The 22879-nt window shown below is 59.3% G+C and carries 24 protein-coding genes; 12 read left to right on the top strand and 12 right to left on the bottom strand.

Annotation, left to right across the window (positions count from 1 at the left end; all coding sequences use genetic code 11):
• Positions 1 to 4: 4 nt before the first annotated feature.
• Positions 5 to 760 carry an amino acid ABC transporter ATP-binding protein gene (locus AAIH70_RS21270; protein ID WP_245519275.1) on the bottom strand — a complete coding sequence of 252 codons (756 nt, stop codon included), beginning with the start codon at positions 758 to 760 and terminating at the stop codon, positions 5 to 7.
• A gap of 22 nt (positions 761 to 782) precedes the next feature.
• Entirely contained in the window at positions 783 to 1256 is a 474-nt protein-coding gene (locus AAIH70_RS21265; RefSeq protein WP_430035451.1) for a RidA family protein, read from the bottom strand.
• A gap of 453 nt (positions 1257 to 1709) precedes the next feature.
• Between AAIH70_RS21265 and AAIH70_RS21260 the strand changes: the two genes are divergently transcribed.
• Complete coding sequence (locus AAIH70_RS21260) at positions 1710 to 2462, top strand: FCD domain-containing protein (RefSeq protein ID WP_132277776.1); 753 nt, start codon at positions 1710 to 1712, stop codon at positions 2460 to 2462.
• Between the two features lie 269 nt (positions 2463 to 2731).
• Here the strand turns inward: AAIH70_RS21260 and AAIH70_RS21255 are convergent, their stop codons facing one another.
• Complete coding sequence (locus tag AAIH70_RS21255; RefSeq protein ID WP_132277748.1) at positions 2732 to 3124, bottom strand: winged helix-turn-helix transcriptional regulator; 393 nt, start codon at positions 3122 to 3124, stop codon at positions 2732 to 2734.
• Between the two features lie 81 nt (positions 3125 to 3205).
• Here AAIH70_RS21255 and AAIH70_RS21250 point away from each other — a divergent pair, with 81 nt between their 5' ends.
• Complete coding sequence (locus AAIH70_RS21250; protein ID WP_132277746.1) at positions 3206 to 3937, top strand: SDR family NAD(P)-dependent oxidoreductase; 732 nt, start codon at positions 3206 to 3208, stop codon at positions 3935 to 3937.
• A gap of 130 nt (positions 3938 to 4067) precedes the next feature.
• Here the strand turns inward: AAIH70_RS21250 and AAIH70_RS21245 are convergent, their stop codons facing one another.
• Positions 4068 to 4958 (bottom strand): LysR family transcriptional regulator, encoded by an 891-nt coding sequence (locus AAIH70_RS21245; protein WP_430035448.1) that lies wholly within the window; start codon positions 4956 to 4958, stop codon positions 4068 to 4070.
• Positions 4959 to 5068: 110 nt separating this feature from the next.
• Here AAIH70_RS21245 and AAIH70_RS21240 point away from each other — a divergent pair, with 110 nt between their 5' ends.
• The 4 genes from AAIH70_RS21240 (at position 5069) to AAIH70_RS21225 (ending at position 8021) form a co-directional block, all read left to right on the top strand.
• Positions 5069 to 5938, top strand: coding sequence for an SDR family oxidoreductase (locus AAIH70_RS21240; protein ID WP_430035446.1), 870 nt, complete (start codon positions 5069 to 5071; stop codon positions 5936 to 5938).
• A gap of 39 nt (positions 5939 to 5977) precedes the next feature.
• Positions 5978 to 6451: an AtaL-like protein gene (locus AAIH70_RS21235; RefSeq protein WP_132277740.1), complete on the top strand. Its 474-nt coding sequence runs from the start codon at positions 5978 to 5980 to the stop codon at positions 6449 to 6451.
• Positions 6452 to 6737: 286 nt separating this feature from the next.
• On the top strand, positions 6738 to 6938 hold the full coding sequence (locus AAIH70_RS21230; protein WP_430035444.1) for a transposase: 201 nt from the start codon (positions 6738 to 6740) through the stop codon (positions 6936 to 6938).
• A 273-nt stretch (positions 6939 to 7211) separates the two neighbouring features.
• The gene (locus AAIH70_RS21225) at positions 7212 to 8021 is read left to right on the top strand and encodes a RibD family protein (protein ID WP_430035442.1); all 810 of its coding nucleotides are present in this window, start codon (positions 7212 to 7214) and stop codon (positions 8019 to 8021) included.
• Positions 8022 to 8052: 31 nt separating this feature from the next.
• Here AAIH70_RS21225 and AAIH70_RS21220 read toward each other — a convergent pair whose 3' ends face one another.
• From AAIH70_RS21220 to mdoH, 5 genes are read right to left on the bottom strand one after another with little or no spacing between them, the layout of a single operon-like run.
• Positions 8053 to 8835 (bottom strand): class I SAM-dependent methyltransferase, encoded by a 783-nt coding sequence (locus AAIH70_RS21220; RefSeq protein WP_132277734.1) that lies wholly within the window; start codon positions 8833 to 8835, stop codon positions 8053 to 8055.
• Entirely contained in the window at positions 8832 to 9893 is a 1062-nt protein-coding gene (locus AAIH70_RS21215; RefSeq protein ID WP_430035440.1) for a glycosyltransferase family 4 protein, read from the bottom strand. The genes AAIH70_RS21220 and AAIH70_RS21215 overlap by 4 nt, the downstream gene beginning before the upstream one ends.
• On the bottom strand, positions 9890 to 10288 hold the full coding sequence (locus AAIH70_RS21210) for a 6-pyruvoyl trahydropterin synthase family protein (protein ID WP_430035438.1): 399 nt from the start codon (positions 10286 to 10288) through the stop codon (positions 9890 to 9892). Before AAIH70_RS21210 ends, AAIH70_RS21215 begins: the two co-directional genes overlap by 4 nt.
• Before the next feature lie 18 nt (positions 10289 to 10306).
• On the bottom strand, positions 10307 to 11281 hold the full coding sequence (locus AAIH70_RS21205) for a zinc-dependent alcohol dehydrogenase (RefSeq protein WP_132277730.1): 975 nt from the start codon (positions 11279 to 11281) through the stop codon (positions 10307 to 10309).
• The gene (mdoH, locus tag AAIH70_RS21200) at positions 11278 to 13227 is read right to left on the bottom strand and encodes a glucans biosynthesis glucosyltransferase MdoH (RefSeq protein WP_430035436.1); all 1950 of its coding nucleotides are present in this window, start codon (positions 13225 to 13227) and stop codon (positions 11278 to 11280) included. Before mdoH ends, AAIH70_RS21205 begins: the two co-directional genes overlap by 4 nt.
• Positions 13228 to 13532: 305 nt before the next feature.
• Between mdoH and ribA the strand changes: the two genes are divergently transcribed.
• Positions 13533 to 14648, top strand: coding sequence for a GTP cyclohydrolase II RibA (gene ribA / locus AAIH70_RS21195; RefSeq protein WP_430035434.1), 1116 nt, complete (start codon positions 13533 to 13535; stop codon positions 14646 to 14648).
• A 583-nt stretch (positions 14649 to 15231) separates the two neighbouring features.
• Here ribA and AAIH70_RS21190 read toward each other — a convergent pair.
• On the bottom strand, positions 15232 to 15417 hold the full coding sequence (locus AAIH70_RS21190; protein ID WP_132277724.1) for an SMP-30/gluconolactonase/LRE family protein: 186 nt from the start codon (positions 15415 to 15417) through the stop codon (positions 15232 to 15234).
• A gap of 26 nt (positions 15418 to 15443) precedes the next feature.
• On the opposite strand from AAIH70_RS21190, the gene AAIH70_RS21185 reads away from it, so the two are divergent.
• On the top strand, positions 15444 to 16046 hold the full coding sequence (locus AAIH70_RS21185; RefSeq protein ID WP_430035431.1) for a hypothetical protein: 603 nt from the start codon (positions 15444 to 15446) through the stop codon (positions 16044 to 16046).
• A 198-nt stretch (positions 16047 to 16244) separates the two neighbouring features.
• Here the strand turns inward: AAIH70_RS21185 and AAIH70_RS21180 are convergent, their stop codons facing one another.
• Together AAIH70_RS21180 and AAIH70_RS21175 are read right to left on the bottom strand one after the other, a co-directional pair.
• Entirely contained in the window at positions 16245 to 16955 is a 711-nt protein-coding gene (locus AAIH70_RS21180) for a response regulator transcription factor (RefSeq protein WP_132277722.1), read from the bottom strand.
• On the bottom strand, positions 16952 to 18190 hold the full coding sequence (locus tag AAIH70_RS21175) for a GAF domain-containing sensor histidine kinase (RefSeq protein ID WP_430035429.1): 1239 nt from the start codon (positions 18188 to 18190) through the stop codon (positions 16952 to 16954). The genes AAIH70_RS21180 and AAIH70_RS21175 overlap by 4 nt, the downstream gene beginning before the upstream one ends.
• 241 nt (positions 18191 to 18431) lie before the next feature.
• On the opposite strand from AAIH70_RS21175, the gene AAIH70_RS21170 reads away from it, so the two are divergent.
• The 4 genes from AAIH70_RS21170 to AAIH70_RS21155 all read left to right on the top strand — a co-directional run bounded on the left by AAIH70_RS21170 (position 18432) and on the right by AAIH70_RS21155 (position 22864).
• Positions 18432 to 19439 (top strand): ABC transporter substrate-binding protein, encoded by a 1008-nt coding sequence (locus AAIH70_RS21170; RefSeq protein WP_430035427.1) that lies wholly within the window; start codon positions 18432 to 18434, stop codon positions 19437 to 19439.
• Between the two features lie 82 nt (positions 19440 to 19521).
• Positions 19522 to 20982, top strand: coding sequence for a sugar ABC transporter ATP-binding protein (locus AAIH70_RS21165; RefSeq protein ID WP_430035425.1), 1461 nt, complete (start codon positions 19522 to 19524; stop codon positions 20980 to 20982).
• Entirely contained in the window at positions 20979 to 21920 is a 942-nt protein-coding gene (locus tag AAIH70_RS21160; protein WP_430035423.1) for an ABC transporter permease, read from the top strand. Before AAIH70_RS21165 ends, AAIH70_RS21160 begins: the two co-directional genes overlap by 4 nt.
• A complete protein-coding gene (locus AAIH70_RS21155; protein ID WP_430035420.1) occupies positions 21917 to 22864 on the top strand; it encodes an ABC transporter permease in 948 nt (315 codons plus the stop codon). Before AAIH70_RS21160 ends, AAIH70_RS21155 begins: the two co-directional genes overlap by 4 nt.
• Positions 22865 to 22879 lie beyond the last annotated feature (15 nt).

The following is a 22879-nucleotide window of genomic DNA, read 5'->3' as shown; positions in this document are numbered from 1 at the left end:
CGCCTCAATGATTGAGAATCTGGCCAAGGAAAGTCTTGGTGCGCTCATGGGCAGGATTGCTGAAGAACACGTCCGGCTTGGCGCTTTCGATGATTTCGCCGCGATCCATGAAGATGACGCGATGCGCCACCGCGCGGGCGAAGCCCATTTCATGCGTCACGCAGATCATCGTGATGCCGTCATCGGCCAGCGAGATCATCGTGTCGAGCACTTCCTTGACCATTTCCGGATCGAGCGCCGATGTCGGCTCGTCGAACAGCATGATCTGCGGATCCATGCAGAGCGCCCTGGCGATCGCCACGCGCTGCTGCTGACCGCCGGAGAGCTGGGCGGGGTATTTTTCGGCCTGCTCGGCAATGTGCACCCGATCCAGATGACGCATTGCCTTTTCCTTCGCCTCGGCTGCGGACGCCTTGCGCACGCGGCGTTGCGCCAGCATGCAGTTCTGCAGCACCGTCAAATGCGGGAAAAGATTGAACTGCTGGAAAACCATGCCGACATCGCGACGGATGTGATCCGCATTGCTGCCCTTCTGGCTGAGCGTGGTACCATTGACGGCGATACTGCCCTCCTGGATTTCCTCAAGATGATTGATGCAGCGAATGAGGGTGGACTTGCCCGAACCGGATGGACCGCAAAGGACGATATGTTCGCCGCGACCGACCTCAAGGTCGATGCCCTTCAGCACCTGCAGGTGGCCGTACCACTTGTTGACGCCGCTCATGGCGATGGCTTTTTCCGACATGCTGGTCCCGTTCATGGCCAGTTCCCCTTTTTTGTTGTCAGGCTTTTGGTGCGACTTCGAAAATGGCATCGACCTCGACCGACGATCCGCGCGGCAACGATCCGGCGCCGAGTGCCGTGCGCACATGGCGGCCCTTGCCGCCAAAAACCTCCACCAGAAGATCGGAGGCGCCATCGATCACAGCCGGATGACCTTTGAAATCCGCAGGTGCATTGACGAAACCGCGCAGTTGGACGCAGGCGACGACACGATCAAGATCTCCATCCAACGCCGCCCTCACCCGCGCAACAATGTTAAGCGCGCAAAGGCGGGCGGCCTTGTAGCCGTCCTCAGGCGAGATCTCCTGTCCGACGACACCGACATAATGCTCGACACCATCAATCCTGGGGATCTGGCCCGATACGAACAAAAGGCTTCCGACGAGCCTATGGGAGATGTAGTTTCCTGAAGCCGGGGCAATTGAAGGCAATGCGATGCCCCGCTCGGAGAGACGTGCGGCGACGACACTCATAGCAGCTTTCCATCTGATTTCACTGAACGCACCCTGGGTGCGAACCACGTTCCCGGAACAAATCGCCATCCAATTTTCTCAGGCTGGTCGTTTGTTCACTTCTTATGCCCCGAGATTATTGAAATACTACCTCTTGTCAATATCCATTCTAGTGATGGTATCTCTTTGGTGATAACTCGATGAGACACTGCCTAAAATATTGTTTAAAATGAATTATTTTGTGGTATCACCACCGGAATAACGCCCGCAGGCAGCGGACAGCCAAAATTATATTTTTTGAGAAAAACGGATTAGCCGCTGCAATTCAGACGGAAAACCCAAACAAAATTCAGGAGTGCGCACTCTTTAAAGGGAATTGTCAATTGGGAGGTAGCATCACTGCGCCAAGTCGTGCTACCTTAAGGTGATTTGACAAACATACGCACCGACCGCGCGTGACGATACGGGTGACTTTTGGATACATTGACTGGCCGCACCATACGGGCATTAAAGACCCACATCAGCGACAGCCAGCTTGCAAAGGGCTTCAAGCTCGGGTCGCTCAGCCAGCTGTCGCAGCAGTTTGGCGTCAGCAGAACGGTTATTCGCGAGGCAGTATCGGCCCTGCGGTCGGATGGCATCGTCGAGGCACGCCATGGCGTCGGCGTATTCGTGCTGGAGCCGCCACGCGCGGAAACGGACGATCCCGGTACATTCGATGCGGATGTCGCACTTGCTCCCCTGTCTCGTCTGAAAACATCGTTCATGGATCTGCTTGAACTGCGCATGGCCTTCGAGGTGCATGCCGCAGGGCTGGCGGCCGTGCGGCGTTCTTGGGCGCAGGAATCCAACATCTGGAATGCAGCACGTCAGTTCGAGGCATCGCTGGATGACGATGCCGCCCTCGATCACCTCGATTTCGTTTTCCACCGTTCAATCGCGGAAGCGACCAACAACGGCGCCTTCATCGAATTTTTCAGCCTCATGAGCCTGCAGATTTTGCCGCAGCCGGCGTTCTCGAAAGAGTTGAATCCGGCGCTGATCACTGGTGACTACGTCCAAAACACAGTTATGGAACATCGGGCGATCTGCGAAGCAATCAGCACAGGCAACTCGGAGAAGGCCCGGGAAGCGATGCGTGCGCATCTGAACAGAAGCCATTTGCGCTACCGGGGATTTTCAGACGGGACGAGTTCTCCGCTTAGCAATATAGCGCAAGACGAATGAGGCGCGTGTGCAAACCTGCTGGTGATAGTGTGATAGGTATGGTCTTGAAGAGATATGAACCGGTCACCCAGGTGGTTCGTGAAACATGTCTGTTGGTTTTCGTCAGGATCTGATCCGCTCTTGCGTTTCCAAGCGATCCGCTCCTACTAAGAAAACCTCGGTCGATCAGCATCTTGACACTCATAAATGGCTCAGTACGAGATAGAAAATTGGCTTAAAACTTGCTGAAACTCAACAGCCTCGCGCCAAAAGCCGACATTGAAGACTCATCAACGGCGATTCAACGTTTTGTCATAGTAACGCGTGGCTGCCTCGACCCTGTCGCCGTTGGCCTGAGCCCATGCGCACAGTGCTTCAAACGGCTCGCGCAGAGAATGGCCCAATGGAGTGATTGCGTATTCCACGCCGATCGGCTGCGTCGGTAGCACCGTTCTCGTGACAAGACCGTTACGCTCAAGTCTCTTCAGGGCATCGGACAGAGCCTTATGCGTGATCCCATCAAGACGCCGTTTGATTTCATTGAAGCGCGAGGGTTTGGGGCAGATTACCGTCAGTATCAGGATCGTCCATTTGTCGGCGATCTTGTCGAGCACCGGACGAACCAGCGGCATGTCGCAAAGCGCGCGGTGAGAGAGGGCTTCCAGGTCGGTATAGTCGTCCATATCTAGGCTATTCCAGGTGCGTAATTGATATCAGATATCCATCGTATATCATCCCGAGATCATTCAGTGAAAGGATTTACGATGGCTCGAATGGATAACAAGGTTGCGCTGGTTGTCGGTGGCGCCAAGGGTATCGGCTTGGCAATTGCAGAGCGGCTTTCTGCCGAAGGGTCGAAAGTCTTCATCACCAGCCGTAGAAGCGAGGATGTCGAGAAGGCGGCCGAAGGCATTGGCAATGGTGCGACCGGCATCACCGCGGACGCGAGCTCTCCGCAGGATATGGTAGTTGCGGTTGAGAAAGTGCGTGAAGCACACGGTCGCATTGACGCGCTTGTTTTGAATGCCGGTCTCTCCGAGCCCTCGCAGATCGCCGAGATCACGCCGGAGCACTTCGATCGTCACTTCGACGTCAACGTCAGAGGGATGGTGTTCGGCCTCCAGGCAGCCCTACCCGCAATGGCAGAAGGCAGCTCGGTCGTCCTCGTCGGGTCTATTGCCGGAAACGCGGGATATCCGGGCTACGGAACTTACGGCGCCACCAAGGCGGCCGTTCGGGCCTATGCCAGAGCCTGGACGGCAGAACTCGCGCCCAAAGGCATCAGGGTCAACGTCGTCGCACCCGGCCCAACGGATACGGAAATGATGGCTTCTGTCGCGGAGGACACTCGCGCGGCTATTGTCGCCCCGATCCCGATGGGCCGCATGGCGCGGCCTTCAGAAGTGGCTGCTGCCGCCTTGTTCCTGCTAAGCGATGATGCCAGCTACATCGCGGGTGCTGAGCTGTGCGTCGACGGCGGGCTACAGCAAGTCTAAAAGACATTCGAAATGGTGTGGACTTGAAGTGTTCGGGTACACCAGACACGCTTATGACGGGCGAGAGAATGCGCTCTTAGAAGCCCACGTCATTGCTCTATGGATGCAAGCCATTGGCGTCATAGGCCGGCTACTTACCGATGTATGCCGCCAATTCATCGGGTGTCCCGTTCGGGAAGGCGTGTTTCAGGAACTCGAGGAAAGCCGACACTCGTGCGCTGAGTAGTCGCCGGGACGGGTAAAGAGCCCATAGGGCGATTCCTGCCCCCTCGACATCACCCAAATGCCGCAAACTTCCGTCGGCCAGATCGTTGCTTACCAAAGAGATAGGAAGTCGTGCGACGCCGACCCCGGCGCGCACGGCATCCCGAACCATGATAAGTGACGACAAGGCGAGGACGGGATCGACCCTGATCGTTTCGGAGCCTTTCGCTCCTGAGACGTTCCAGACCTGCTGACTGCCGGCCCCTCTTACTACGCCGGGTACTGCGACGTCCCCAACCGGACTGGAAAAATCGGGGCTGGCCACAACCACCAGCCGATCATGGAGAAAGGCGCGGCCGACTAGGGATGCGTCTGGGGCGGGATTTACGCGGATAACGAGATCATAAGCTTCCTCGATCATGTCGACAGCCCGGTCTTCGTTCGTGATTTCCAATCTCACTTCGGGATACTTCAAGGCGAACCCGGCGGCGATCTTGCCCATGGCGGTCTGAGAGAACAGCAATGGAGCGCTAATCCGGAGTCGTCCCCGAGGCGTGCTCCCGCCGGAAGCGATGGCGGCGGCAGTCTCGTCGATCTCCGTCAGCAGGGCACCGGTCCGCTCGTGGAGAGCCCTGCCTTCTTCGGTGAGTTTCAACATCCGTGACCCGCGCTCGAACAAGCGCAGACCGAGGCTGGCCTCCAATTCAGCCACGCGTCGGGACAGCGTCGCTTTAGGCCGTCCTGCGGCCCGAGCGGCTCTGCCGAATCCCCCGTGTCTCGCGACAAGGACAAAGTCGGAAAGTGAAAGAAGGTCCATAGCGTTCCACCTGTGAGACGCAAGGTCTATATTTACAATCTATTGGATCGAAAGTGAACCACTCATATTCGGGGTGTCTTCAAGACACAAACAAAACACGGAGAACCTCAATGACCATTCTAGTTACAGGCGCAACGGGCAATATCGGCCGGCACGTCATCCATCAGCTCGTTGCCCGCAACGCCGATGTCCGCGCCCTTGTCCGCGATCCCGCGAAGGCGAATTTTCCGGAAAGCGTTACCGTTGCCCAAGGCGATCTTCTGGACGTTGACGCACTTCGCAACGCAATGTCCGACGTCTCGACACTGTTCCTGCTCAACGGCGTTGTCGCCGACGAGTTCACGCAGGCGCTGATCGTGCTCAACGTGGCCCGCGAGGCAGGAATCAAGCGCGTCGTCTATCTGTCGGTGATCCACAGCGACGTTTACGTGAACGTGCCGCACTTCGCCGGCAAGTTTGGTGTGGAGCGCATGATCGAACAGATGGGCTTCGACGCTACCATTCTGCGTCCTGCTTATTTCATCCAGAACGACATCACCATCAAGGACGTCATCTCGGGCTACGGCGTCTACCCCATGCCGATCGGTTCACGGGGCCTCGCAATGATCGACAGCGCCGATATCGGCGAAATTGCCGCGCTTGAACTGCTGCGCCGCGAACAAGCGATCGATCCGCTGCCCACTACGCGACTCAACCTCGTTGGTCCCGATACCCTGACTGGCGAAGATATAGCTGCCATCTGGTCCGAGGTTCTCGGTCGTGAGATCTCCTACGGCGGCGGCGACGTCGAAGCTTTCGAACAGAACCTGCGTACCTTCATGCCGAGCTGGATGGCATATGACATGCGCCTAATGAGCGAGCGCTTCATCAGCGACGGCATGCGCCCTGAGGACGGAGACGTCGAGCGCCTTACCAATCTTCTCGGCCGCCGATTGCGCTCCTACAGGGATTTCGCCGTCGGCATCTCAAAGTCCGCATAAGCTCTTATCATCCAAATTTTCGAGACAAGGAATCACATCATGATCTATTCGACCGCCACCGTTTCCGTAAATCCCGAGGGCGAGTTTCCTCTGACCCGCGCCCAAGCCTGGGCAGGGCTTGAACTCAAGGCTCGCGACGCTCGGCTATTCCTGCCGCCGGGTCTGTGTACCCGATGCGACGTGGTAGAAGAAAGCGCCACACACTTCGTCCGCGAGGCGACTATTGCCGGGGCCGATCTACGCGAGATCATCTCGCTGGAAACCGAAAGGAAAGTAACATTCTTTCAGGCAACCGGGCCACGCGAAGGGGCGATCGTCAACGAACTCTTCGAGGACGCGACAGGTGCGCTGCAATTGCGCTTCTACTGCTATCTCGGCCTACACGGCAAGGAACCCAACGGTCCGGAGGAGGAGCGCGACCAGGCACAGTTCGACAGTGATCAAGGCTACAAAGCTGCCCTTCTCTCGACACTCAAGCGAACCCGCGAATTAGTCGCTAAAGGCAAGGTCTGAACGTCCAACATCAATGTCGTTCGCGGGACAGCCATCGACAGGAATCGCCGGACAAGCTCAATGGATGACCATCAGTCAATGGAGGCACGTCTGCAGGTCGCGATTGGTCGAGCCTTGCAACGGTGTCAATCCCGCCTTCTTCCGCCATTTCGACCGTCGAGTTAACCGAAGGCAGCTAACCACGCCTCGCCATTTTGACGCAGTCGCTTGTTAGAGCCTTCGTGGAGATCTTCCGGGACCAAACACCTAGGATGCCACTCCAACATTATACGCCAAAATAAGGCTGTTGATTAATGACCCAAGAAAAAGAGACAGGCTCTGGGGCGTTCCAAGTGGAGGCCCAACGACCAAGATCCATATGGCAGTGGATGCTCTTGGCCGACCATTGAAGCTGGTCCTCACACCACGCCAAGTTGGTGATGCGCCGCTTGCACCGGCGCTTCTCGACGAGCTTTCGCCAAACCGTGTACTCGCTGACAAAGCCTAAGATTCAATTGCTCTGCGAAACCTCATCGCCGACATGGGCGCTGAAGCAGTAATCCCGTGCACGTGGATGCGGTGAATGTCGATTGCACGAAAACACGTTTGTCAGCCTCAGCAGAGGTCGTCACGATACGACTTCCGATTGTTGCCGGAACAACAAAGCGTGAGCCCGAACAAAACCTCGCCTGTTTGCTTGAGAGATTTCGCTGCTGCTTCATATAGCTTTGCAGGCAAGGCAGGTTGCCAAACAATCGGCAGGTTTTTACGGAGCATGATCATGAATGTTACGCGTCTTTGCGATCAAACCTGGTCGGCTCTGCTGGATGAACGGGACGGAAAGCCGTCGCAATGGCCGGCATTTGCGGATGTCGCTGCTGGTGAACTCTATCGCCCGCTGGCGCGAAGGACCGGCCGGCCAATGGTCATCGCACAGGTCGGTCAGTCGCTTGACGGCCGTGTCGCAACACTGGATGGCGATGCCCGTGACCTGTCCGGGCGCGATGGCTTCAACCATCTCCATCGAATCCGGGCGCTTGTCGATGCCGTCGTGGTCGGTGTCGGCTGCGTCCTGGCGGACGATCCGAGGCTGACCGTGCGCAATGTCAGCGGGCCAAACCCGGTCCGCGTCGCCATCGATCCCAACGGGCGCATCCCGCTCGGCCTGAAATTGCTCAATGACCAGTCGCGGACCATCATCGTCCAAGCGGACGATATCGCCCCGAGGCACGATGTCGAGACGATCACGCTGTCACGCAATGCCGCCGGTTTGCTGGAGCCTGCGGATATTCTGGCATCCCTCGTGGCACGGGACCTCACCAGTATCCTGATCGAAGGTGGAGCGACGACGATCGAACATTTCCTCTGTCACGGATTGCTGGACCGCCTGCATGTGTGCATTTCACCGATCATTGTCGGATCCGGGCTGCCGGGATTGAGCCTGCCGCCGATCAAGGCATTGTCGCAGGCACTGCGCCCGCGCGTCACCACCTATAATCTGGGAAGCGACATCCTTTTCGATTGCGATTTCCGAGCCGGCGCGACGCCCGGGTTAAACGCGGTCGCGGCCAGCGGCGTTGCTGCGGAATAGGCTCTCATATCGCTTCGGCCGGCAGAAGCGGTCATCGCAGGGCGAGCATGTCCCAGTGGCCGATCTCGCAATTGCTGTCGGCATGATCGAGCCGATAGTTGCGCCAGTCTTCCACCACGGCATGATCCACCAGCCCCGTTTCGGCAGCGGCTGTCGCCATGCCGATGATGAACTGCCGCTGCAGTTCCACCTCGCCGGCGCCAAGCCGCCAAGGACTTTTGCCAGTCAAAACACGAAAGCCGTTTGTCCGAAGGATATCGCGCAACACGCCTTCCGCCACGGGCCCGAGTGCCGGCCCGAACCCCTTGTCCCGCCTCTGGTGCATGTTGAAGGCGTTGACGATGCGGGCATCCGCCACGTGGGCGTGATCCCATATGCACCGTCCGTCAAAGTTCAGCGCCGTGTAGAAACCGCAGTCCCGCTTATCCAGCGAGGATACCAGCATGTGCAGAAACGTCGACGAGACCAGATCGAGAAGTGCGGATGCCGTCACCAGTCGTGCCCGTTTGAAAAGCTCCGGTGATGGTTCGCCGAGATCGGTCTGTACGCAGTCAAGCGTCATGCCGTTGTGGTTCCTGCTTGCGGCTTCGGCCAGAAGCAGGGGATCATTGTCCACCAACTGCCATTGCCATCGTGTCGCGGCCGGCAAGAAGGCCCGCAGTGTCGAGCCGGTGCCGCAGCCGAGATCGACGACGGTAACCGCATTGCCGCCGGCATCGGCATATGCGGTCGCGTTTTGCAAGAGTCCGGCGTCGCGCGCGGCATGGTCCGCCGGTTCTCGCAGGTCGAGCCAGCGTGTTTCAAATCCGCTCATCCAATATCCTTCAGAAAATCCGACAGCGTCGCAGCCGTCATCGGCCAGTCGGGCAAGCAGTGTCCAGCCGCAAGAGATCCGTCGGCAAAATCCCGTCTCCTATATGGCGCGTCGATCAGGCCCGCCAGAGCATCAGCAAATCCGGACACGTCGCCCGGCGCGACCAGAATACCCGCGCTTTCGTCCACGACATCGGGAATGGCGCCGCCACGGCAGCCGACGATCGGCAGGCCACGCACCATCGCCTCCGCGAATGCCATGCCAAAACCCTCATATCGGCTCGCAAGCGCAAAAATGTCGGCGCGGTCGTATTCGGCGGCGACATCCGCGATCTCACCGGTGACGGTGATCCGGTCGGCCAAACCTGCCTCGACGATCTGCTGCCGCAGGTCATGCGCGCAGGTGCTATCCATCCTGTCACTGCCAACGATCCGGCATCGCCAAGGCCTGTCGGCAATACGGCCGAATGCCGATACCAGCGTGGCGTGATCCTTGCGCGGCGTCAGCGAACCGACCGACAGGATCTGCAACGCGTCGTCGCCGCTGCCGCGCGCCGGCGGCGCCCTTTCTGTTCCCGGCACGGCAACATGGATACGCTCGACGCCAACACCGAACTCCGCGACCAGTGTTCGTGCCGTTGCCGGACTGGTGACGACAACGCCGCGCGTTGCACCAAGCGACGTCCTCTCGCTTTTCCTCAGTTTCACTGCGGTTTCCGCGGAAATGCCGGTCTCTAGCGCCAATGGGTGGTGGACGAGGGCGACCAAGCGCAGCCTTTGGCGCTCGGCAAGCGCGATCTGCGGCATCGCGCCGAAGGCCAGGCCATCCACGACGACGAGCGCATGTTGCGGCACTGCCGCCAACCGGAGCGCCGTTTCCGCAAGCTCCGCGTCGCTCGGATCGGGAAAACCGGCAGGCAGTTGCAGATGGTCGATGGTCCAGCCGAGTAATCGCAGTTCGTACATCATCCGGCGATCATAGCCGTAACCGCCGCTCAACGTGTCGAGATCTCCGGGAATCGCGAAGACGAGATGGCGATTGTTTCCTGTCCCGCTCAAATCGCCGCCTCGTACCAGGCGCGCGCCACGTGGCTTTCATGCAAGGTGATCTTCAGGCGCTTGATCCGCATGCCGCTCGCCCCGAGCCTGCCCGCCTGGATGGCGTCCCGCAACTGGTCGAAAACGTGCTTGGCAAGCACCTCGGTCGTCGTCACCTTGCCGCGAAAGACATCGAGTTCATCGAGGTTCTGGTAGTTCAGCGGCGACAGCGTTTCCTTCAGGATCGTCGTCGCCAGACCGATATCGACGCCCAGCCCGTCCTCGTCGAGATCTTCCGTCATGAAGGCGGCATCGACCACAAAGGTTGCGCCATGCATGCCCTGCGCCGGACCGAAGACCGGACGGGCCAGGCTATGGGCAATCATCATGTGGTCACGGACTTCAACTGCAAACATGCTGTTTCCTTCGGTTCGTCAATAACGGATGCGGTGGCAAAGCGTGCTGGGGTTGGCGAGGATCGACGCATAGTCCCGATCGAGATCGTAAAATGCCGTTTCCCCGGAGATGAGGGTATCCAGCCGGTTGTCGGCAAGCAGTTCGAGCGCCTTTGCCATGCGGCGCGAGAGCGGCCAGCGGCTGCGGCGGTTGGGGGGAACATGACCCACCTGCGAGCAGATAATCGACAGACGCTGGCTATGAAAGCGGCCGCCGAGCGGCACGTCCGACATGCGTTCGCCATACCAGGACATTTCAACGATCCGCGCCTCGAACCCGGCAAGCGAGATCGCTGTTGCAAGGCCGGCGCCACTGGCCGAGGTGTGGATGACGACATCGCGATCGCCGGGGCTAGATTGCGCCTCGACGGCTTTGATGAAACCGCAGCCGAATATTTCGGCAAGGCGCCGGCGGTCGTCATTGACGTCGACGACGGTCACCTCGGTGCCGGGAATGCCGGCAGCGAGATAGGCGGCCAGCAGTCCGACCAATCCGCCGCCCACGACCGCAACTCTGTCGCCGGGCAGAATGCCGGCATCCCATATGCCGTTCACGGCCGTTTCCATGTTGGCGGCCAGCATCGCCCTTGCGGGCGGAACGGATGCGGGCAGGGAAATGGCCATCTGCCCCGGCGCATCGAAAACGTCCTGATGCGGATGCAGGCAGAATACCGTTTCGCCGAGACGTGCCTCCGGCCCGGAAACGATCGTGCCCACGACGGCATAACCGTATTTGACCGGGAACGGGAAATCCCCGTGCTGCAGTGGCGCCCGCATCGTAGCGTATTCGCTTTGCGGCACGGCACCACGGAAGACCAACGCCTCAGTGCCGCGACTGATCGCGCCGAACCGGCTCCTTATCCGCACCTCACCTTCGCCAAGGGGCGGGAGTTCTTCTTCGCGAAACTCGGCGCGTTCCTTGCCTTTCAGCCAGAGAGCTTGCGCTGGAGTCATGTGCCGCCATCCGTTTGCGCCTGTTCGGGAAGCTGCATATCGGTTTCGCGACCGTCACGCGCGGGACGGCGCCAGCGCCGGGCGCCATCGGGCACAAGCCTGCTCAGCACGCGCGGCAGATGCCCTTCCTCAGGAATGGCGAAAATGCCGGACCGGGCCGACCATCTGCCGAAGGCGGCCGAGGCGGTGAACACGGTGAACGGGATGGACAGGCACAGGCCGGCCACCACCGGCATGGCCCAAAGTAACGTTTCGCCTCCCGCCCCGAGATAAATGATCGTGGCAAGCGTGAAGCCGATTATCGTCTGAACGCCCATGGCTTTTGTGGCGGACAAAAAGGAAATGCCAAGCCGGTCGCGGTTCTGGCCGCTCCAGGTGACCGAACGGCCGAGCAGGAGGCCGACCAGGAAAATCGAGACGTAAACGGCCATAATCGGTGCAATCAGCATCGATGCCAATACTTCGATGACGGCTGAAAGGCCGAGCCTCAGCCCGCCGCCATAACTCCTCACGGCACCGCGCGTCAGAAGCACGTCTAACATGCCGGCAAGCTTCGGCGCGATGGAAAGCAGGAAGATGGAGATGAATAGCCAGAAGCCGAGCTGCATGTAGCTGCTGTCAAAGCCGGATGAAACGGCTTTCCAAGCCGCTGCGAATGTCGCGATGATCCAGGCCGGTGGAGCGAGATACATGAGGATTGCCTGCAGAACCTGAAAACGGCTGACCGGCTTGAGACCTGGCTCGAACAGAAAACGCCAGTACTGCATATTGCCCTGGCACCAGCGCAGATCGCGCTTTGCAAAATCCGGCAGGGTGGGAGGATTGGCCTCGAAACTGCGCGTCTCGATAGGAAGAACCCGCACCTCATAGCCGCCGCGCCGCATGAAGGCCGCTTCCAGCTGGTCGTGGCTGAGGATGTGCCCGCCAAGCGGTGGCGCGCCGGGAAGAACCGGCAAGTCGCAATGCGCCAGAAACGCCGACGTCCGGATCATGGCGTTATGGCCCCAATACGCGCCGCAATCGGCCGTCCACCATGCCGAGCCCATGGTGAACGAGCGCATGCCGTGCCGCATGCCGAACTGGAACATGCGCGCAAATCCGCTGGTGGCCGGCACGCCTACGACAAGTGTCTGCATCAGGCCGATTTCGCTGCGCGCTTCCATGGCAGCAGCAAGACGCGTGATCACATCACCTGACATGACGCTATCGGAATCAAGCGGTAGGAAGAAGTCGTAGTCCTTACCGTATTCATGAATAAATTCGCGGATATTGCCCGCCTTGAAACCCGCATTGACCATGCGTCGGCGGTAGACCGGCACTTTGCCGCCCTGTTCCGCCATCTCGGCCGAGAACCGTGCGAATGCAGTTTCCTCGGCAATCGCCACGCATGGATCGGAGGTGTCGCTCAGAACAAAAAAACGGAAATGTCGGTCTAGGCCAGTCGAACGCAGGCTTCGCGTCATGGCGTCCAGACGCGCGAAAACCGGATAAGGGTCCTCGTTTCGCAGAAACACCGTCAACGCCGTCTGCGACGACAGGCTGCGTGGCTGCGTGCCTTTTCCCTGGCGGTAGAAAGAATAGACGCTGCGCGCCGGGTCCCCTGGTCCATGCAGGAGAACCAGTCCGATGACGGCGTTCCAGAACCCCAGCACCGTCCATGGCGTGGCGATCAGAAAGCCGCCCAGCATCAGGGCTTCAGGCACATCGATGCCGCCGGGCGAGAGAATGCGGAACACCACGCTACCAATCGCCAGCAGCGTGACCAGATTGAGGGTAAGGACGACAAATCGACGCCATGCGACCGGAAGACCGGTAGAGGATATCGCTTCGAGCGCATGACTGCTCCCATCCGAGTAAAGCCGCGCACCGGCGTCGCTGGTAGCGACTGCGTCAGGGGTCGGCTGGCGGTTTTGCAAGTCCATATCCATGCTTTCGATAAGTCGCATTCGTTATGCCAACTAGGCGCGGGGCATGGTTTAACAAGCCGGGCTCACGCGGATATTTTGAAACTCGGTATGTCAGCAAGGAAAGGCCGCGCCATGGTCGTCCTGTTCCGGGGCAAGCTAATTAAATATCGGAAATCACGGCGTTTTAACATGTGCGTGATGTTCGCTTGTGAAATTCAATATTTCTCCATCTCGCCTCATTCGGGCCTCGGATTCCGGCAAGCTTGCCCTACGTCTGGAGCATCACCCGTGCAGCGCGACTTTATCAAAATCCGCGCGCCGGAATGTGATCCGAAGGAGACACCATGTTTCAGCCAGCGCCCGCTAGTTTCTTTTCCGCCATTGATCGTTGGCATATCGCCTGCGAAAGGGCGATCTCCGAATTGCGCTATGGCCGACCGGTCTTGATCGAAGCTGAGGGCCGCGACCAGGCCGTGCTGGCGCTCGATACGGCAACGCCGGAAACAGTCGATCGTTTCGCCGTGGTAGCACGGGGCAAGCAGTTGCTGTTCGTCACGCGCGCCCGTTCGTCGGTGCTGGACATCAATGCCCCGTCCGGCGTGTTCTTCGCCATGGATGGTCTTGCCTATGAGGGGCTGACCGAACTTGCCTATGGCCGGGGTGCGGACCATCTGCCGGCATGGCAACCGGCGTCCGGTGAAAGTGTGACGCTTGAGCGACTGGCACGCGCCGCATTGCTTCTGCCGGCTTTCATCTGTTTTGCGGTAAAATCCGGAGATCAACGCTTCGAGGGTTGTGCGCGCCTCGCCGCCGATGCGTTTGACCATACGCCGGCAGCGGAAGCGGATTTTGCCATCGTGGCACGAACCCGCGTACCCCTGAAAGGTATAGAGAATGCGGAATTCGTCGTATTTCGTGGAGGGGTGGCACAGCGCGACCAGGTGGCGATCATCGTCGGCAAGCCCGACGTCGCGCGTCCTGTGCCCGTCAGAATCCATTCATCCTGCCTGACCGGCGATCTCTTCGGTTCGCTGAAATGCGACTGCGGTGACCAGTTGCGTGAAGGGCTGCTGCTCCTGGAACAGCGCGGCGGCGGAATATTGCTGTATCTTGATCAGGAAGGGCGCGGAACAGGCATTGCCGCCAAAATGCGCGCCTACGGATACCAGCATCAGGGGTTAGACACGGTGGACGCGGACGCCGTTCTCGGCTTCGAGGAAGATGGTCGCCGCTACGATGCCGCCATTGCCATGCTGACGGCGCTCGGTATCAGTTCGGTGGAGTTGCTGACCAACAATCCGCGTAAGCTTAAGGCGCTTGAAGCGGCCGGTTTCAATGTCCATCGCCGCACACCGGTCATGGGTGTGGTAACGCCCGAAAACCGCAACTACCTTGCCACCAAGGCAAGGCGGTCGGGCCATCTGCTGGATGTGGACACCATGCAGCAGGCGGCGGAATAGAGATGCGTTGGCAGACGACAACGGCAGCAGCGTAACATAACCGATACGGATGAACTGTCGCTATTCATCACCGCTGCCGAAACCGGAAATTTCGCAAGGGCGGCCAAGTATCTCAGCGGCGGGGGTGACCCGCGCCACCAATGCGCTTTGTCGGCGCCCGTTTGTTTACCGGTTCCACCCGTCAATGCCGGCTTACCTACGATGGCAGACTATTTATGAACGCTGCTCCCGCCTCTTGATCCATGGTTCACGTGACGCCAAGGTGGAAAGCGGCTTGGGACGCGTCGGACCCAATGGGGTGCTGCGCGTCTCGGCACCGATCTGCTATGGGTGGCGACGTATCGAGCCGCTCTTCGGCAAATACCAAATGATGTTCCCTAATACCAGCGCACAACTTTATCTGACGGACAAGAGCGATGGCCTTTTGACGCGGAATGCGATTGCGCCATCATGGTTCGAGCGCCGCAAACCGCCAATTATATCACCCCACGGCTTCTGCAATCCCGACGCGTCATCGGCGTATATCAAGTAGTACGGGCGCCCGCGTACGCCGCGGATCTCAAACATCGACCCGGCCTGATGCTTAGGCAGAGCTGACCTCCTTAGACACGGCCCATGTCTGGTGCGCCAGATTGCCCGGCCAATACCGATGGACCGAGCGCCCGATGATATCCACCCAGTGCAGGGAGGCTGTTGGCGCATCCCAATAAGCACCTTCATCCAGCTGGCAGGCCGGCAAGCGCGCGTCGAGAATTCGAACATCCATCATCTGTTTTCCTGAAGCGAGAACATTGCGTGAAGGAAAGCGAGGTGGCTCAAGCCTTGCGCGAGGTTGCCCAGCCCTTCCCCGGTCGCGGGATCGATCTGTTCGGTGAGAATACCGAAATTGTTGCGGAGTTTTTCAAGCAGCTGAACGCGCATATCCTCGGCACGATCGACCTCCCCGAGAAATGCATAGGCTTCGACCAGCCAACAGCAGCAGGCGACAAAATCCCCCTCTTCTTTGCAAACATCGCTGTAGCGATGGACAAGCGGCCCGACAGCGAGCTCTCGCTCAATAGCGTCTCTTTTCCTACGCAAACGATCGTCATGCTCAAAGCCGAAACATGTTTTCAGCAGGAGTGCGGCATCAAGCTTGTCCGTTCCAGCAAAGAACGTGTAGGCCTGCTGCGTCTGCGACCAGCAGTGCGCGTTTGGATCGTCCGTGGGTCATTGAGCATGGAAACAATGACAAGCGAGGACTTTGGAAACTCCTGTCGCATCGCGGTCAGGGATGTTTCGATATCCAGTCCGGGAAACAGAAGGTCGATGACGATCAGCACCGGTGGTGCGCCACGCCGCGATGCCTCCAAAACATCGTTAAAGGTTCCCGCTTCTACGATCTCTGCGTCTGGATAAATCTGACGTATGAGTTGCGAAAGACCGCCCCGGAATACGGGATGATCATCCCCGATGACAACACGTTTGTTAGGCACTATCTGCACTCCCCCCAGATTGCGAACCCGCAAGTCGCGTGATCTTATGTCATATGACGACAGTTCGTTGCATTAGCACATATGTGTTATTGACCGGTGGAGGTTCGACAATCTGTTCCGATCAGTCCGCATCGTCCTGCAGGTCGCGTTCGGCGCGCTCCACCGCACTTGCATTGAGGACGCGCCGCATCAATGCGACAGCAACCGCACGCGTGCGAAGATTGTAACGGCTCTCGTCATCGCCAGTCTCCTGATAGACCTCGAGTTTTTCATAGAGCTGCTGTAGACGGTTCTGCACGGTACGCAGCGACAGCTTTTTTCGGCTTGCGATGGTCTTGTCGGTCAGCCCCAGCGCAACGTCGACAAGAATCTCGTATTCGGCATCGCTCAGCCCGTGTCCTGACCCCATGCCTTTCTGCTGGATGCCACGCACTTCGCGGTCGATCACGCATTGCGATTCCAGAAATACGCTGCGCAAAGCCAGTTTTAGGCGCTCTTCCGATGTCGATTTCAGCACATACCCGTAGGTCGCGCCTTCCGGAACGATACGCGAAACACCGCGGACATAGGCCTCATCAGAATAGTTGGACCAGAACAGGATTTTTGTATCCGGTCTTTCCCGCCAGATGGTGCGGGCGGCCTCTATGCCGTTGCGCTCGCTCATCTGCAGGTCCATCACAATGAATTCAGCGCGCAGCTTTCGCGCCTCGATCTCGCCCAGCCGACCGTTTTCGCTCTCCAGCACCGCATCGCATTCGGGTAGCGCCGTGCGCACCGCTTCATTCAGATAGGAGCGATGCAACGCATCGTCCTCCACGATGAGAACCTTCATTCTGCCGCATCCGTCTTCAGCGCATGCCTCAACGGAAGTGTCACCTTCACCATCGTTCCCTGCCCGCCCGGATGTGCCGCCATCTCCAATCGCGCAGAGATCAGCCTGGCCCGCGTCTTCATATTGTCGATACCCCGACCTGGCAGATCGCGATGCGCTACCAATCCGCCTCCGTCATCACTGACTTCAAGGGAAATCGCGCCTTCGTCGGCACTCAACGTCACGATTACCGTGTTCGGCTGTCCATGGCGGATGGCGTTGTTGACCGCCTCCTGCACGATGCGAAACAGCGCAGTCGCAACGGTTCGGTCGAGATCGACAAGCGCCTCGCCGGCCAGATCGATCACCCGCCAGCGTACCGGCAGCCCGCTTTCGCGCACCGAGCGCTCCAGATGATTTTCGATAGCCTCCGCCACACCGAATAGCTGAAGCACCGTGGGCTTGGCCTCCTCGATGATCTGACGCAGATCATGCATACATTGCTGCAAGGCGCGACAGAACGGCACTAGTGTATCGCCGTGTATGGTGCCTTTTCCGGTCAGCCGCTCGATGCGGCGGGTGAGGCGTGTCAGATCGGCCAGCGTCTGGTCGTGCAGATCCATGCCGATGCGTTGCCGCTCCGCCTCCAGCGCCTCGGTCAGCTTCAAGGCCCCCAACCGCAACCCCTCTTCACGTGCTCTTGCCTCGGTTTCGATCACGGCCGAAAGCTTGGCCTGTTCGGCGGCCCTCAGCGCGAAGAAATAGGGCGCCAGAAGATCCGCCACCGCGCGCGCCTTTTCGACATCCTCCCTATCGTACCGATCGCGCTGTCGCGACGAACAGCTCAGCGCGCCGATGACATCGCCTTGCGCCTTCAAGGGAACATGTACCCGACTGCGCAGCGAAAGCTCGACGATCGGGCTGGAAAAGGCACCTTCGAAGTGAAAACGCGGATCGCTGCACGCATCGGTCGCCAGAAGAAAATCCACTTCGCCGGCCAGCAAGGTGCGGATCGGGCTGCCGCTCAGGAGCGCCGGCGGCTGCCTGCTCCAGGCGGTTTCGAGCCCGCTTTCATAGGCGATATGGTATTTGCCGTGGACCATCTTGATGCAGACATCGAGATGGTCGTGCGGAATGATATGCCGGATTTCCTCGGCCACCGCCTGGATGATCGAATTGAAATCCAGTTGCCCAGCCAACAGCCTGGAAATGCCGAGATAACGGTCGAACAGCGCATTGCGCCCGAGATCGATCATGGTTTGGACCTCCTCCGAGTCCTTGAACGTCATTTAGCGCCAGCTTTTTCAGCTTGTCCTGCGGGAACCCGCAGATCATTGACGTGCTCCCGCAAAAGCGGTGCTCGTATGCGCCTATACAACGTGAAAATTCTCCTCCATTCTCGATTTACTGAGCAAGAGGGGCTCAGGGCAATGATTATCTCCGAACAACCGTTGAGGAGCGGCCCGGAGATTTTTTGGGAGCTTTTGGGAGGAAATCATGACCATCAGAATGATGCTGGCGGCATCCGTCGCCTTTGCTTGCCTTGGCGGCACCGCTTTCGCCGATACGTCGTCCAAGAAAATCGCGCTTTCCAACAACTATGCCGGCAATTCCTGGCGTCAGGCCATGCTGACAAGCTGGGACAAGATCACCAAGGAAGCCGTTTCCAAGGGTGTGATTGCTGCCGCCGATCCGTTTACCACGGCAGAAAACCAGGCGACCGAACAGGCGGCGCAGATCCAGAACATGATCCTGCAGGGTTATGATGCGATCGTCATCAATGCCGCTTCTCCGACGGCGCTCAATGGCGCCATCAAGGAAGCCTGTGATGCCGGCATCACCGTCGTTTCCTTCGACGGCATCGTGACCGAGCCCTGCGCATGGCGCATCGCCGTCGATTTCAAGGCGATGGGCGAAAGCCAGATCGATTATCTCGCCAAGAAACTGCCCAAGGGCGGCAATCTTCTCGAGATTCGCGGCCTTGCCGGCGTTTCCGTCGATGACGAGATCCATGCCGGCATCGAGTCCGGCGTGAAAAAGAACCCGCAGTTCAAGGTGGTCGGTTCCGTCAATGGCGATTGGGCGCAGGACGTTGCCCAGCGTGCCGTTGCCGGTGTTCTGCCGAGCCTGCCGGAAGTGGCGGCCGTCGTTACCCAGGGCGGCGACGGATATGGCGCAGCACAGGCCTTTGCCGCGGCCAAGCGCCCGACCCCGACCATCGTCATGGGCAACCGCGAGGATGAACTCGTGTGGTGGAAAAGCCAGAAGGACAAGGACGGTTACGAGACCATGTCGGTCTCCATCGCGCCCGGCGTCTCGACGCTCGCCTTCTGGGTCGCCCAGCAGATCCTGGACGGCAAAGAGGTCAAGAAGGACCTCGTCGTGCCCTTCCTGCGGATCGACCAGGACAATCTGGAGGATAACCTGAAGAACACCCAGAAGGGTGGCGTGGCGAATGTCGAATATTCGCTCGAGGATGCCCAGAAGGTCATCGCCGGCAAGTAACGCCATCTCCAAGCTGCCGGGGCGAAAGTGGATGCCCCTCGCCCCGGCACGGCCTTGCGACAGACCAACCGATAGCGATCGCATGACAGACCCTTTGAAACGCGAAGAGGTGGTGGCCGCGCGTGCCATCAAGGTCACCTTCGGGGCCGTAAAGGCGCTCGATGGCGCCGACCTCGTGATCCATTCCGGCGAATGTGTCGGGCTCGTCGGCCATAACGGCGCCGGCAAATCGACCATCGTTAATGTCATCAATGGCGGGCTTGAACCGCATGACGGTACGCTGACCTATGGCGGCCAAGCCGTTCACGGCATTTCCGCCGCCCGCACCAATGGCGTGCGTTGCGTGTTTCAGGAATTGTCCCTCTGCCCCAACCTGACCGTCAATGAAAATGTTCGTATCATGCATGCGGAACTGAAAGGCTGGAACTGGCGCGCCCGTGCCGGCGAACTGGTCGTCGCACAACTACAGAAAATCTTCCCCGGCCACGCCATCGATTGCGATAGCACCGTGGACGACCTGTCGATCGCCGAGCGGCAGATGGTGGAAATCGCCATCAGTTTTGCCGGCCTCAACCAGCGGCCGAAACTCGTCATTCTCGACGAACCGACCTCTTCGCTGGATGCCGGCCTTGCCGCCCAGCTGATGGCGTATATCCGCACCTTCATCGGCGACGGCGGCTCTGTCCTGCTGATCTCGCATATTCTCGGCGAAATCCTGTCCACATCAGACCGCATCGTGGTGATGAAGGACGGCCGTGTCGTCGCCGATCGCGCAGCAAAGGAATTCAACACCCACAGCCTTGTCGAGGCCATGGGCAATGTCGTGCGCGAGCAGGAATTTTCGCGCAAGACCACCGAGCAGACGGGTTCTCCGGTTCTTTCCATGCCGCCGCCTCGCGGACACGGCATCGCTTTCAAAGCCTATCGCGGCGAGATGATCGGCCTTGCCGGACTTGGCGGCCACGGCCAGACCGACGCGCTGCTGGATCTTTATCTGGAGCACAACAGCAACTGGTGGCCGACGCGCAAACGCGACATCGCCTTTGTTGCCGGCGATCGCAGCCTCAACGGCACGTTTCCACTCTGGAGCATTCTGAAAAACCTGTCGATCGCCTCGCTCAGTCAGCTGTCGTCGCGAAAAATAGTCGATCGCGCCCGTGAAGACGCGCTTGGCGCGGGCTGGAAACAGCGCATCGAAATCCGCACGCCTGACATCACAAACCGCATCCTGTCGCTTTCGGGCGGCAACCAGCAAAAAGTGCTGTTTGCCCGCGCGCTGGCAACCACGGCCTCAACGGTGCTGATGGATGACCCGATGCGTGGCGTCGATATCGGCACCAAGCAAGAAGTTTACGAGATCCTCCGCTCCGAGGCTGCCAAGGGCCGTACCTTCATCTGGTATTCGACGGAAATGGACGAAATCCGCCTTTGCGACCGCGTCTACGTCTTTCGCGAAGGCGCCATCGTTGCCGAACTGGTTGGTGATGAGATCAGCGAAAAGAATGTACTTGCCGCATCCTTCAGTGAAGGAGAAGCGGCATGAAGCTTTCCTCCGGCACGATCCGCCTGATCATTCCCGCCGCGTCGCTGGCATTGCTTCTGGCCGCCGTCTTTTACATGCAGCCGCGGGCGATGAGCTATACCGGCCTCAACCTGCTGTTCAATCTTGCGGTGCCGATCGCACTGGCAACGATTGCGCAGATGCTGATCATGTCAGTCAACGATCTTGATCTGTCGATGGGCACATTCGTCAGTTTTTGCGCCTGCGTGGCAGCCACCGTTTTGCAGACCTCGCCGCTTCTCGGCGTGCTGATCTTCATCGGCGCAATCGCCGCCTATGCCGGCATGGGCGTGCTCATCCACGTTCGCGAACTGCCGTCGATCGTCGTCACGCTCGGCATGAGTTTCGTCTGGGGCGGCCTTGCCGTCCTCATTCTGCCTTCGCCCGGCGGTACCGCCCCCTCCTGGGCGCGGGCGATCATGACCGCCAAACCGCCGCTCGTGCCAATGGCCATCGTCGCCAGCATCCTGATCGCCGCCGTGACCCACTACATCGTCATGCGCTCGTCCTTCGGCGTCTTGATGCGCGGCACCGGCGGCAATGACCGCTCGGTGGAACGCGCCGGCTGGTCGGTGATCGGCATCCGCGCCGCCACCTATGCGCTGGCCGGACTGTTCGCCATCCTCGCCGGCATCGCGCTGGTCGGCCTCACGACCTCCGCCGATGCCAATATCGCTCTGCGCTACACACTGCTGTCGATTGCGGGCGTCATTCTCGGCGGTGGCGAATTCGTCGGCGGCAAGGTTTCGCCGATCGGCGCCGTCATCGGCGCGCTGACGCTGACGCTTGCCGGCTCATTCCTCTCCTTCATGCGCATATCGCCGGATTGGCAGATCGGCGCGCAGGGCGCGATCCTGATCGTCGTGCTGGCACTGCGCCTTGCCCTCAACCGGCTGGAAAAGCGGGAGAAACATCAATGACGATACAAAAATTCATCGCCGAGAAGCCGTGGATCTGGTCATTTGCCGCCACCATCACCGTCTGGATCATCACCGTCCTTTTCACCGGTGGCGCCAGTTCCTTCGGACTGTCACAGGCAGCACTGACATTCGCGGCTTTTTCAGTCATCGTCGGCATCGGCCAGATGTTCGTCATCACGCTCGGACCGGGCAATATCGACCTCTCGGTCCCCGCCACCATGACGCTGTCCGGCACATTGGCACTGAAACTGATGGATGTGCAGGACGGGATGATCATCGTCGGTCTGCTGGCCTCGATCGGCGTTGGCCTGGTCATCGGCTTGGGCAATTACATCCTGATCAAGCTCCTGCGCATTCCGCCGATCATCGCCACGCTGTCGATGAGTTTCATCGTCCAGTCGGTGGCGATCTGGAGCAATCGCGGCCTGCGCATCAAGCCGCCGGAAACTCTCGCGAACTTCACGACATCAGGCCTGTTCGGCATTCCCAACATCGCGCTTGTGGCGCTGGTTCTGTCGGTTATCGCCTGGGTTATGCTGGAAAAATCCATCTATGGGCGCTGGATCTCGGCGATCGGCCAGAGCCGGTTCGCCGCCCGCATGGCGGGTATTCCCGTCGATGGCACGCGGCTTGTCACATACATGCTCTGTGCGGTGCTGGCTTCCGTCTGCGGTTATCTGCTCGCCAGTTTTTCCGGCGGCGCCGCGCTCAACATGGGCTCGGAATACCTGCTGATGTCGATCGCCGTGGTGGTGATCGGCGGAACCGCGGTTGCCGGAGGCAATTCCAACATTCCGGGCATATGGGGCGCATCGCTCTTCATGTTCCTGGTGGTGTCCATGCTCAATACTTACGGTTTCGGCGCTGGCATCCGCCTCATGCTCACCGGCTTCATCATCATCGCGGTCATCCTGCTTGCCGGCGGCAAGCGCTCGAGCCGCTGATCACCCGTTTCGAAC

This window comes from Neorhizobium sp. BT27B (genome assembly GCF_050455485.1).
In the GTDB taxonomy this organism is placed as follows: domain Bacteria; phylum Pseudomonadota; class Alphaproteobacteria; order Rhizobiales; family Rhizobiaceae; genus Neorhizobium.
The sequence above is the reverse complement of the archived record's forward strand: the minus strand, read 5'-3'. Positions and strand labels throughout refer to the sequence as shown.